The sequence below is a fragment of the Aeromonas sp. 600282 genome, assembly GCF_049175755.1.
Classification (GTDB): Bacteria; Pseudomonadota; Gammaproteobacteria; order Enterobacterales; family Aeromonadaceae; genus Aeromonas; species Aeromonas veronii_A.
The window spans coordinates 82,408-94,589 of sequence record NZ_JAAKVR010000011.1 but is presented as its reverse complement, the minus strand read 5'-3'; the positions used below and the strand labels follow the sequence as shown (position 1 = coordinate 94,589).

10 protein-coding genes are annotated in these 12,182 nt (G+C 61.8%); 5 read left to right on the top strand and 5 right to left on the bottom strand.

What is annotated here, in order from left to right; translation table 11 throughout:
• Positions 1–27: 27 nt before the first annotated feature.
• The gene (locus G5137_RS12055; RefSeq protein ID WP_421207012.1) at positions 28–756 is read right to left on the bottom strand and encodes a TerC family protein; all 729 of its coding nucleotides are present in this window, start codon (positions 754–756) and stop codon (positions 28–30) included.
• A gap of 120 nt (positions 757–876) precedes the next feature.
• Here G5137_RS12055 and G5137_RS12050 point away from each other — a divergent pair, with 120 nt between their 5' ends.
• The 3 genes from G5137_RS12050 to G5137_RS12040 all read left to right on the top strand — a co-directional run bounded on the left by G5137_RS12050 (position 877) and on the right by G5137_RS12040 (position 4,133).
• Positions 877–1,992, top strand: a complete 1,116-nt coding sequence (locus tag G5137_RS12050; protein ID WP_421255443.1) for an ATP-NAD kinase family protein — start codon at positions 877–879, stop codon at positions 1,990–1,992.
• Between the two features lie 99 nt (positions 1,993–2,091).
• Entirely contained in the window at positions 2,092–2,370 is a 279-nt protein-coding gene (locus tag G5137_RS12045) for a YfcL family protein (protein ID WP_005333639.1), read from the top strand.
• Positions 2,371–2,468: 98 nt separating this feature from the next.
• The gene (locus G5137_RS12040; protein WP_005333638.1) at positions 2,469–4,133 is read left to right on the top strand and encodes an AMP-binding protein; all 1,665 of its coding nucleotides are present in this window, start codon (positions 2,469–2,471) and stop codon (positions 4,131–4,133) included.
• A gap of 109 nt (positions 4,134–4,242) precedes the next feature.
• On the opposite strand, the gene G5137_RS12035 is transcribed toward G5137_RS12040, so the two are convergent.
• The 3 genes from G5137_RS12035 to G5137_RS12025 form a co-directional block, all read right to left on the bottom strand.
• The gene (locus G5137_RS12035) at positions 4,243–5,406 is read right to left on the bottom strand and encodes a trans-sulfuration enzyme family protein (RefSeq protein WP_421255442.1); all 1,164 of its coding nucleotides are present in this window, start codon (positions 5,404–5,406) and stop codon (positions 4,243–4,245) included.
• 133 nt (positions 5,407–5,539) lie between these two features.
• Positions 5,540–6,583: an isopenicillin N synthase family dioxygenase gene (locus tag G5137_RS12030; RefSeq protein WP_421255441.1), complete on the bottom strand. Its 1,044-nt coding sequence runs from the start codon at positions 6,581–6,583 to the stop codon at positions 5,540–5,542.
• 425 nt (positions 6,584–7,008) lie between these two features.
• Entirely contained in the window at positions 7,009–7,647 is a 639-nt protein-coding gene (locus G5137_RS12025; RefSeq protein ID WP_421255440.1) for an NAD(P)-dependent oxidoreductase, read from the bottom strand.
• A gap of 101 nt (positions 7,648–7,748) precedes the next feature.
• Here G5137_RS12025 and G5137_RS12020 point away from each other — a divergent pair, with 101 nt between their 5' ends.
• Positions 7,749–8,630 (top strand): LysR family transcriptional regulator, encoded by an 882-nt coding sequence (locus G5137_RS12020; RefSeq protein WP_421255439.1) that lies wholly within the window; start codon positions 7,749–7,751, stop codon positions 8,628–8,630.
• A 7-nt stretch (positions 8,631–8,637) separates the two neighbouring features.
• On the opposite strand, the gene G5137_RS12015 is transcribed toward G5137_RS12020, so the two are convergent.
• Positions 8,638–9,543, bottom strand: a complete 906-nt coding sequence (locus G5137_RS12015; protein ID WP_421255438.1) for a LysR substrate-binding domain-containing protein — start codon at positions 9,541–9,543, stop codon at positions 8,638–8,640.
• Positions 9,544–9,820: 277 nt separating this feature from the next.
• Between G5137_RS12015 and metE the strand changes: the two genes are divergently transcribed.
• Positions 9,821–12,085, top strand: coding sequence for a 5-methyltetrahydropteroyltriglutamate--homocysteine S-methyltransferase (metE, locus tag G5137_RS12010; RefSeq protein ID WP_421255437.1), 2,265 nt, complete (start codon positions 9,821–9,823; stop codon positions 12,083–12,085).
• Positions 12,086–12,182 lie beyond the last annotated feature (97 nt).

Sequence of the window (12,182 nt, the reverse complement as noted above, 5' to 3'; positions counted from 1 at the left end):
AGAGGCGCTCTTTTTGATCCGGCGACACTACTTCCCTGTGTCGACCTCGCTGTGCTTGCGCAAGCGGATGTTGATCATCTCCACCACCAGCGAGAAGGCCATGGCGAAGTAGATGTAGCCTTTCGGTATGTGCAGATCCATCCCCTCCGCCATCAGGGCAAACCCCACCAGGGTGAGGAAGGAGAGGGCCAGCATCTTGATGGTGGGGTGGTCATCGACGAAATCGCCAATAGACTTGGCGGCAAACATCATGATGAAGACGGCAATCATGATGGCCAGCACCATCACCGGCACGTGATCGGCCATGCCGACCGCGGTGATCACCGAGTCCAGGCTGAACACTATGTCCAGAATGGCGATCTGGATCAGGGTGCTGATAAAGCCCGAGGCCGCTTTGCTGACGCTCTGTGGCTCGGCGGCGCCTTCCAGAGTGGCGTGGATCTCGTGGGTACTCTTGCCGATAAGGAACAGACCACCCAGCAGCAGGATGAGATCGCGGCCCGAGATAGCCTCGTTCAGCACGGTGAAGAGCGGTTCGGTGAGACGCATCACCCAGGCGAGCGAGAGCAGCAACAGGATCCGGGTGCCCATGGCGAGCCCCAGACCCAGAATGCGCGCTTTTTGGCGCTGAGCCTCCGGCAGGCGACCTACCAGGATGGAGATAAAGATGATGTTGTCGATGCCCAGCACGATTTCGAGCAGGGTAAGGGTAGCGAGAGCGACCCAGGCGGAGGGATCAAGAACCCATTCCAGCATGATTGAACCTTGATTGAACATTGGTTGGAAAATTGAAGATGCGAATTCTAGCAGGGGTGCCACTGCTTGTCCCAGAGGGGCGAAAAGATAAAAATGGGGGCCATCGCAAGGGAGGCAGGCATGTTTCGATTAGGGTTCATTATTAATCCGGTCGCCGGGATTGGCGGCGCAGTGGGGCTCAAGGGGAGTGACGGCGTGGTGGATGAGGCGCTTGCTCGTGGTGCCGTGCCCAGAGCACAAGATCGAGCGCGGCAAGCCTTGTTGCCACTGTGCGAGCTGAGCATCCCGTTCGAACTGCTGACGGTGGCGGGAGAGATGGGGGAGGCGGTGGCCCGCGAGCTGGGGTTGCCCTGTCGGGTCATCTATCAACCGGTCGGGGAGAGCACCTCGGCCGATGATACCCGCCACGCCGCCGAGTTGATGCGCGAAGCCGGGGTCGATCTGCTGCTGTTTGCCGGTGGCGATGGCACGGCGCGGGATATCTGCGCCGCGGTGGGGGAGTCTTGCCATGTGCTCGGCATTCCGGCGGGGTGCAAGATCCACTCCGGCGTCTACGGGGTGACGCCCGCTGCCAGCGGGCGGGTGGTAGCGCGGATGATCGCAGGGGAACTGCTCAGCCTGATCGATGCCGAGGTGCGCGACATCGACGAGGAGGCGTTTCGCGTGGGCAAGGTACGGGCCCGCCACTACGGCCAGCTGAAGGTGCCCGGCGATCTGCGTTACGTACAGGCGGTCAAGCAGGGGGGCAAGGAGTCCGAAGAGCTGGTGTTGGCGGATCTCGCCGCCGGTGTGGTGGAGCAGATGGAGCCCGATACCCTCTATCTGATGGGCTCCGGCAGCACGGTGGCAGCCTGTATGGCTGAGCTCGGTCTGGAAAATACTTTGCTCGGTGTGGATCTGGTGGAAAATAGCCGACTTATCGGGCAGGATCTCAGCGCCGCCGAGATCCTGACCCGGATCCGCGGCCGTCGCTGCCGACTGATCATTACCCTGATAGGCGGACAGGGACATCTGTTCGGGCGCGGAAATCAGCAATTGAGTCCTGAGGTGATTCGGTGTGTCGGGCTGGAGAATATCCAGGTGCTGGCAACCAAAGCCAAGCTTGCCGCCCTTGCGGGCAGGCCGCTGCTGGTGGACACCGATGATCCCGAATTAAACCGGGCGTTGCGTGGTTATCTGCGAATAACCACGGGATACAAGGATCAGGTCATCTACCCGGTGGCCAACCCGGAATAGGACGCCAAGGACGCTGCTGGCCTGGCGCCAGAGAGCTGCAATCAACCGGATTGCGGTTCCATACCCCCGAATTTTTTGCCGCAAATGAGGCTGCGTTACATGACGATTCACGATTTTGAGCACAAGTTGTTGGGACTGATCGACAGCATGGTTGCCACCGCGACCGACGATGAGCTGTTTGCGGGGGGTTATCTGCGAGGTCATATCTCATTGGCCGTTGCCCGGGCCGAGCTGGAAGGCAAGACCCTGGTGCGGGACGTCAAGAGCTATGTGCTGCGCAGCCTCAACGAGGCGATCTTGCAAGGTGAGCTTTCTGAAGAGGATGAAAAACTGGTGCAGGCGATGTGGAGTCGTTTGCAACAAGACGCAGAAGCTTGATCGGATACACAATTCAAACTGAAGTTTGAGTTTATTCTTCCCCTGAAGTTAGTGAAAGGTTAATAATAAGTTTCGCCTTTTGTTTCAGGGATTAAACTATGGCCTCCTCCTCACGCATTGCCAATAAACTGCCGCTCGAGATGCTCTATCACTGGGAGCGGCAGTGTCCTGATCGAACCTACCTGCGTCAAACCATCAACCGCGAATATGTCGATTTCACCTGGGGTGAAGTGGCCGATGAAGCGCGGCGGATGGTGACGGCCTTGCGTCACCTTGGTCTGGTGGCGGGTGACAAGGTGGCGCTGCTCTCCAAGAACTGCGCCCAGTGGTTTATCGCCGATCTGGCGATGCAGATGGGGCAGTATGTGAGCGTGCCCATCTACCCGACTGCCAACGTCGACACCATCGAATATGTGCTGCGCCATAGCGAGGCCAAGGCGATCTTCGTCGGCAAGCTGGATGACTGGAAGAGTCAGGAGGCGGGCGTACCCGCCGATCTGCTGCGCATCGCCTTCCCCTATGACACCATGCCGGCCAGCCACCAGTGGGACGATCTGCTGGAGGCGCATGAGCCGATCCCTGACAGCCCGGTGCAGGCCCCTGACTCCCTGCTGAGTCTGGTCTACACCTCTGGCAGTACCGGCAAGCCGAAAGGGGCCATGCTGAGCGTTGAGCGTTACGCCTGGTCGTGCGAGAAGCTGGTGGAAACGGTGAGCCTGAGCCAGGCCGATCGGGGCTTCTCCTACCTGCCGCTGGCCCATATTACCGAGCGGGTCTACATCTACGGCGGCAGCCTCTATGGCGGTGCTACTATCGCTTTCCCCGAATCTCTCGACACCTTTATCGAAGATGTCAAACGCTGCCGTCCCACCGTCTTTATCTCGGTGCCGCGGCTGTGGGCCATGTTCCGCATCAAGATCCACGAGAAGCTGCCCCAGAACAAACTGGCGTTGCTGCTCAAGATCCCGCTTATCTCAGGCCTTATCAAACGCAAGCTGCAAAAGGGGTTGGGACTGGATCAGGCCCGGGTACTCGGCTGCGGCTCCGCGCCTGTCTCTCCTGCGCTGCTTGAGTGGTATCTGAGCATCGGCCTCAAGGTGACTGAAGCTTGGGGCATGACCGAGAACCACGCCTACTCCACCATCAACTACCCGTTCCGCGCCGACAAGATCGGCACCGTCGGCAAGGCGGGGATCGGAGTGACCATCAAGATCTCCGACGAGGGGGAGATCCTCTGCCGCTGCGAAGGGATGATGCTGGGTTACTACAAGGATCCCGAGCACAGCGCCGAGGCCATCGATGCCGAGGGGTGGCTGCACACCGGTGACATGGGCAAGCTGGACAAGGAGGGTTATCTCACCATCACCGGCCGGATGAAGGATGTGTTCAAGACCGCCAAGGGCAAGTATGTGGCGCCGGTGCCCATCGAGGGACTGCTGGGGCAGGAGCCCATCATCGAACAGCTCTGCGTGATTGGTTACGGCATGCCCCAGCCCATTGCGCTGGTGCAGCTGGCCGAGAGTGCCATGAAGGGCAATCGGGAGGAGGTCAACGCCAGACTGGAAGCGGCGCGGGTACGGGTCAACGATCAGCTGGAATCCCACGCCAAGATCCGCGGTATTCTGGTGGTGAAAACCCCTTGGAATATCGAAAACGGCGTGCTGACCCCCACCATGAAGATCAAGCGTCACCTGCTGGAGCAAAAGTACGCCCAGGTCGGGGATCGCTGGCCCTCATCCCAGGTGGTGGTGTGGGAGGAGTAAATCCCGTCTTTCCATAGCGCAACAAACAACAACGGCCCTTGATGGGCCGTTGTTGTGTTTGAGGCATATCACTCGCCGCTGTTTTGTCGGCGAGTAAAAGCGCGCCCGGTTAGATCTGCGCCAGCGCGGCGGCCAGATCGGCGATCAGATCGTCTGCATCTTCCACCCCGATGCTGAAGCGGATGAGGTCGTCATTGACTCCGGCAGCGAGGCGGCTCGCCTCGTCCATGGCGGCGTGGGTGGTACTGGCCGGATGGCAAGCCAGGCTCTCGAGATCCCCCAGACTCACCGCCTGCACGAACAGTTGCAGGTTATCGAGCAGGGTGGCACAGCGCTCAAACCCGCCTTCCAGTTCGATGCTCACCATGCCGCCAAAGCCGCTGGCGAAGGCGCCGAGGGCATCGTGGCCCGGATGGTTGGCAAGCCCCGGGTAGATCACCTTCTTCACCGCCGGATGTGCCGCCAGAAACTCGGCCACTTTCTGCGCATTGTGCAGGTGGGCATCCATCCGCAGCGGCAGAGTCTTGACCCCACGCTGCAGCAGGTAGGCCTCCTGCGGGCCGATGGGGGAGCCGATATGCTTGAGGGCCACGGTGCGGATCGACTTCATCAGGGCGTGGGAGCCCGCCGCCACCCCGGCGATGATGTCGCCGTGGCCGCCCAGATATTTGGTACCGCTGTGCATCACCACATCGACCCCGAGCTCCAGCGGACGCAGCAGGTAGGGGGTGAGGAAGGTGTTGTCACACACTGTGATGGCGCCCACCTTGCGGGCCGCTTCCACCACCAGCCGCGGATCCACCACCTTGAGGGTGGGGTTGGTCAGGGTTTCGAACAGTACCACCTTGGTGGCGGGGCGGATATTGGCCAGCAGATCCCGATCGCTCTCGTAGGCGGTGACCTTGATGCCGGCGCGGCTGAAGGTTTGCTTGAGGAAGGCATCGGTGCCGCCGTAGAGCGGGCCGATATAGGCCACCTCATCGCCGCTGTCGGCCAGCGCATACATGATGGCGCTCACTGCCGCCATGCCGCTCGCCACCACCAGCGCTTCGTCAGCACCTTCGAGGGCCGCCAGCTTCTGCTCCAGCTCGGCAGTGGTAGGGTTGCCAAAGCGGCTGTAGATAAAGCCGGGGGCTTGACCTGCAAAGCGCTCCTTGCCCGCCTGGGCGCTGAAGTAGCTGAAGGTGCTGCTCTGGTAGAGCGGGGTGGTGAGGGCGCCGGTCTGTGGGTCGATCCGCTGGCCGCTGTGTACGCTCATGGTCTTGAATTTCATCGTGTTGCTCCGTGATGACCAGGCTCTGGCCATGACTTGTTTTGTTGTTCGTTGCTTGTTGTTTTTGTCAGGGCGGGTATATCCATGCTGCTTGTGGCTTATGCATATACCCGCCTGCGGATCTTTGTGCTGCTTAGGCCGGTACCGCTTCGCTCTCTGTGCGTGGGAGGCGAGCGGGTTCCACCGGCCTATAGTGACGCGCCGCCACATCCGGGTGGGAGCGCAGCCGTCCTTTCAACACGTTCTCCCCCACCTGATAGAAGAGCGGGTTGGTCGGGTCACTCTCCGGCCCTTGCGCCTGCGCTGCCAGTTCGGGGGAGAGGCTGAGCAGGGGCACGGTGGCATCGAGCCGCGCCGCCATAAAGAAGGCGCAGGAGAGGCGCGAGACGCCGGGCGGCGGGCTCACCACCCGATGCAGGGTCGCCTTGAGATAGCCGTTGGAGGCCAGCTCCAACAGCTCGCCGATATTGACCACCAGCGCCCCCGGCAGGGGCGGCGCGGAGATCCAGCCGTCGACCGTCTCGACCTCAAGCCCCGAGTGATTGTCCTGCATCACCAGCGTCAGGTAGCCGGGATCCTTGTGGGCGCCGACCCCCTGACTGCCGCCACCCGTCTCTTGCCCCGGGTAGTGAATCAGCTTCATGTGCTGGTAGGGGGCGCCGCGAATGCTGTCGTCAAACACGTTGGCCGGTTGCTCCAGCACCTCGGCAAAAGCGGCCAGCAGGGTGAGGGTGATATCGCTCAGCCGCTCCTGCCACGCCAGCAGATGGCCTTTCATCTCGGGCAGGGCGGTCGGCCACTGGTTGGGGCCGATCAGCCGCTGCCAGGGTTCACGGATCAAGGCCGCAGGCAGGGCTTGCGCCTCATTCATGATATCGAACTGCTCTCGCAGATCCGGCCGCTGGCGGGTCAGCTCGGCACCGACCCGGTTGTAGCCGCGAAAGTGGGGGCTGTTGACCATCTGCACCGCCAACTTCTCCTGCTCCGGCAGGGCAAAGAAGCGCTCTGCCAGCGCCAGGGTCTCTAGCATCTCAACCTTGCTCAAGCCGTGGCCGACCAGATAGAAAAAGCCCACATCACGGGCGGCCGCGGCCAGCCTGGCCAGCATAGGGCGACGCACCTCGGGCGCCCCGTTGAGGGCAGCCAGATCGATGATCGGCAGTGGTGAATGTTCCATGTGCACCTCCTCACTCTTTCGTTATCTCTGGCGCCATCTCTTGCACTGCCTCCGCTGTTGGCAGACCTGATAAGCGGTAAACGGGATGGCGCGACAGTGTGGCGCCATCTGGGATAAAGGGGATGCTACTGTTCGGTGTTATAAGACGGAAACAACAAATTATTCTTATTTATATACAAAATTCGAAATGGAATTCGGCGCCTGATGGGCTGAAGGTTTTTTGCGCAGCCATTGCGGGGTAAAGGGGCAACGATGAGGGGGAGAGTGATAACCAGAGGCAAGCTGCCAGTGGCAAAAATGACCAAAACAGAAAATGGCCAAAACAGAAGGGAGGCGGATGCCTCCCTTCTGGTTGAGCGGGTGTTCACCTGACCGGGTGCGTAGGTGAGTGACTGTGCATTCTGGCCTTAACCGATTGCTGGCTCTCAGTAACTCAGGGTAAAGCGCTGGCGCTGGTGAGCCGGTTTTTCCACCTCGTTCAGCACACCGTCAGCCAGATCACCGGCGGTGATCCCGGCAGGCTGTTCGCCGCTGAACAGCACCTGATCGCCACCAATCCGATAGCCGCCGCGCTTCTCGCCCGGTTCGAGGAACACCGGGGGAGAGACAAAGCGCCAGTCGAGGGTGGTTTCGGGACGCAGGGCGGTGAGACCGTCGCGGGCCGCCAGTGCCCCCTGTTTCCACTCGGCCGGAAACTCCGGGGTATCCACCAGTTGCACGCCGGGAGCGACCTCCAGACTGCCGGCACCACCCACAACCAGCAGCCAGCTATTGGCCGCTTTGGCTGCTGCGACAATCGCGTTGGCGCCCTTGAGGTACTGGTCGTAGATATCCGGTGTGGTCCAGCCCGGGTTGTAGGCGCTGATCACCCGATCGTGCCCCTGGAGCACCTCGGCCAATGCCTGCGGGTTTTGGGCATCCACCGCCACGGCGGAGACCTGTGGATGGGCGGCCACCTTGCTGACATCGCGGACGATGGCGGTGACGTGATGGCCGCGGCTGATGGCCTCGTTCAGGATGGCTGAACCGACAAAACCGCTGGCACCGATCAGGGCAATCTTCATGGGGAACTCTCCTTCACTGTTGGAATGGGGCTATCCTACGCCGCCATTTATGATTTAATAATCACCTCAAAAATGCATTCACTTGTAAGCTGGATTTAATAATGGAACAGCTCAGACGTTACGCCATCTTCGCCGCCGTGGTGGAAGCGGGCAGCATGACAGGGGCGGCCAAATCCCTCGGCATGACCCCCTCTGCCGTCAGTCAGCATATCAGCCAGCTCGAAAGCCTGCTCGGGCTGCCCCTGCTCCATCGCTCCACCCGTCGCCTCAGTCTGACCGAGGCGGGAGAGGTGGTGTGGCAAGGGTGCCGGGCGTTGCAGCAGACCCTGAGCGAGACCGAACTGCGCCTCTCCGAGGTGCGCGACGCCCTGCTCGGTGAAGTGCGGATCACCGCCCCGGTGGGGATGGCGGGCCAGCCGCTGGCACTGGCCCTCTCACCGCTGCTGCAGGCCCACCCCGGCCTCACCATCCAGATCATCGCCGACGACGAGAAACGGGATCTCATTGCCGAGCGGATCGACGTGGCATTGCGGGTCGGCACCTTGCCCGACTCAACCCTGGTGGCCCGCAAGCTGGGCCAGACCCGGATGTTGCTCTGCGCCGCCCCCGCCTATCTGGCGCGCAAGGGAACACCACGCACCCCCACCGATCTGGCCACTCACGACTGGCTCTGTGGCGACATGCTGGGCAACGGTTTGCTGCTGCAGGATGAGAAGGGGGGCGAGCACAGGGTGAGGTTCAAGGCCAAGGTGCTCTGCAATAACGTGTTGCCCTTGCGCCAGTTTGCGCTGGCGGGGCAGGGGATCTCGCTACAACCGGAGGGGGAGATTGGCGAGGATCTGACGCAGGGGCGTCTGCTCGAACTGCTGCCCGGTTTTCGGGTGGCACCGATGGAGATCCACGCCATCACGCCGCAGCGGGAGATCCCGGAGAAGGTGCGGCGGGTGGTGGAGGCGCTGCGTAGCTACTTCGGAACGCTCTGAGCCATCATCAAGCCATGGTAGTCCGGATACGAGCCAAGAGGCTCTGCAGGCAGGCTTGATCCCGATCGGCGGCCCGCACCGCGCCGTACATATGGCGACGAATACCGCTCCCGAGGGGGCGGGCGCAGAGCATCCCCTGTCTGACAAACTCCTCGCTGGCCCAGCGCGGCAGGGCAGCGACCCCGAGCCCTGCGGCGGCCATCTGCAGCATCACTGAGGTGTTGTCCACCGGCTTGCAGCGGGCGGGCTCCACCCCGGCGGGTTGCAAAAAGCGGCTGAAGATATCCATGCGGCTGCGCTCCACCGGATAGACCAGCAGCACCTCCGCCTCCAGATCGCCCGGCTCGATGTGGCTCTGGTGGCAGAGGGGGTGATCCGGCGCCATCACCAGAGTCAGATCGAAGGCAAACAGCGGCTCGAAGTGGAGATCGCCACGGGCCTGCACATCGGAGGTGAGCAGCAGGTCGAGCTGGCCACCGAGCAGGGCATTGATGGCATCAAAGCCCGGCACCGACTCCACTTCCAGATCCACCCCGGGCCACTGGCGGCGAAATTCCGGCAACAGCGGCAGCAGCCACTGGATGCAGCTGTGGCAATCAAGCGCCAGATGCAGCCTGCCCGCATCGCCGCTCTGCAGGGCCTGCAGCTGTTTCTCGGTCTGGGCCAGAGCGGGCAGGACCTGACGGGCGAGGGCGAGCAGCTGGCTGCCGGCTGCGGTTAGCACCAGAGGGCGGCTTTTGCGCAGGTAAAGCTCCAGATTGAGGCGGGTCTCCAGCTCTTTGAGCTGGTGGGAGAGGGCGGACTGGGTGAGGTTGAGGGTCAGCGCCGCACCGGCCAGCGAGCCCTGCTCGGCCAGCGCGGTCAATGTTTTCAAGTGTTTGATCTCTATCCCTGCATTGCTTGGCACTGTCATAAGATGGCTCCTTGTGAGATTGCGTATGGCGCTGAGGTTGCGGCCGGCGGTTACCCTGTTGCGCTTCTTGACTCCGGCACCTCTTGCACCTGTAAACATCGGCCTCTGCATCCTCGCGGTGAACCTGACTGGCGGTCAGTTGAGGATTATTTGAGAGCCACTTGAAGAGGATTCAATAGCCAGCGTCACCTTATCTTGTCATTTTGGATGTGTAAACATCTGGATGGCCAAATCATCCAGTTTCCCATCAGATGAATGAGCATAAGGAAATGAACCTATGACACGAGCACACACCCTGGGCTTCCCCCGTATCGGCGCCAAGCGTGAGCTGAAATTTGCCCTCGAATCCTACTGGCGTGGCGAGACCACTCAGGCCGAACTCGTTGCCGTGGGCAAGACGCTGCGTGAACGCCACTGGCAGGCCCAGCACGGCGCCGGGGTCAATCTGCTGCCGGTGGGCGACTTTGCCTGGTACGATCAGGTGCTCGGTACCAGCCTGCTGGTGGATGCGGTGCCTGCCCGTCACCGTCATGGCGAGACCGATCTCGACACCCTGTTCCGGGTGGCCCGCGGCCGTGCGCCGACCGGCCCGGCGGCGGCCGCCGCCGAGATGACCAAGTGGTTCAACACCAACTATCACTATCTGGTGCCGGAGTTCAGCCGTGATCAGCGCTTCAAGCTGGGCTGGAGCCAGCTGTTTGACGAGGTCGAAGAGGCCAAAGCTCTGGGGCTGCCGGTCAAGGCGGTGCTGCTGGGACCGGTCTCTTATCTGTGGCTCGGCAAGGAGAAAGAGAGCGGCTTCTCGCGCCTTGAACTGCTCGATCGCCTGCTCATCGTCTATCAGGAGGTCCTGGCCAAGTTGGCCGCCCAAGGGGTGGAGTGGGTACAGATCGACGAACCGGCGCTGACGCTGGACTTGCCGGACGAGTGGCGGCTGGCTTACCTCAACGCCTACGAGCGCCTCGCGGGCCCCTGCAAGCTGCTGCTCACCACCTATTTCGGTTCGGTGGCTCATCAGCGCGACATCATCACCAGCCTCAAGGTAGATGGCCTGCATCTGGATCTGGTGGCCGCCCCCGAGCAACTGGAGACCCTGGTGCCGCATCTGCCCGCCCAGTGGGTCATCTCAGCCGGGGTGATCAACGGCCGTAACGTCTGGCGTGCCAATCTGGCCAAGCTGGCGCCGACTCTGAAGGCACTGAAAGCCAAACTCGGCGAGCGGCTCTGGGTGGCCTCATCCTGCTCATTGCTGCATAGCCCGGTGGATTTGACCCTGGAGCAGGAGCTGGATCCCCAGACCCGCAGCTGGTTCGCCTTCGCCTTGCAAAAATGTTTCGAGTTGGGGCTGCTCAGAGAGTATCTGGATGGGGGCGAGCTCGACAAAATCACCGCCTACAGCCAGCCCATCGTTGATCGGGAGTCCGACAGCCGGGTGCACAAAAAAGCGGTGCAGTCACGGCTCGCCAGCCTCACCAACAGCGATTTTGATCGCCACAGCCCCTATCCGGTCAGGGCCGAGCTGCAGCGCTCGGATCTCAAGCTGCCGCTGCTGCCCACCACCACCATCGGCTCTTTCCCGCAGACCTCGCAGATCCGGGTATTGCGGCAGGATTGGCGCGCCGGTCGCATCGACGACAGCGCCTACGAGGCGGGCATTAAGGCGGAGATCCGCGATGCCATCGCGCGTCAGGAGGCCATCGGGCTGGACGTGCTGGTACATGGCGAGGCCGAGCGCAATGACATGGTGGAGTATTTCGGTGAGCTGCTGGATGGCTTTGCCATCACCCGTTTCGGCTGGGTACAGAGCTATGGCTCCCGCTGCGTCAAGCCGCCGGTGATCACCCGCGATATTGACCGCCCGACTCCCATGACCCTAGCGTGGACAAAGTTTGCCCAGAGCCTGACCGACAAGCCGGTGAAGGGCATGCTGACCGGTCCTGTGACCATCCTCTGCTGGTCCTTCCCGCGGGAAGATGTGAGCCGCGAGCAATCCGCCCTGCAAATCGGCCTTGCCATTCGCGACGAGGTGGCAGATCTGGAAGCCGCTGGCATCAAGATCATCCAGATCGACGAACCGGCGATCCGCGAAGGCTTGCCCCTGCGCAAGCAAGATCATCAGGCCTATCTCGACTGGGCGGTGCGGGCCTTCCGTCTGAGTGCAAGCCCGGTGGCGGACAGCACCCAGATCCACACCCACATGTGTTACAGCGACTTCAACCTCATCATCGAGGCGGTGGCGGCGTTGGATGCGGATGTGATCACCATCGAGACCAGCCGCAGCCAGATGCAGCTGCTCGAAGCGTTCGAACGCTTCAACTACCCCAACGAGATTGGCCCGGGCGTCTACGACATCCACTCGCCGAACGTGCCGAGCCAGAGCTGGATTGAGGGGTTGCTGCGCAAGGCCGCCAAACAGATCCCGGCCGAGCGGCTCTGGGTCAACCCGGATTGCGGCCTCAAGACCCGCGGCTGGGAAGAGACAGAAGCCGCCCTCAAGGTGATGGTCGATGCCACCAGGGCGCTGCGCGCCGAGCTGGCGTGATCAGAAGGTCGTGACCGCCATCGATAAGGTGGCGTAATGAAAAACGAACGAGAGAGGGGAAGCCACTGCTTCCCCTCTCTTTTTCCGTTGGCCACTT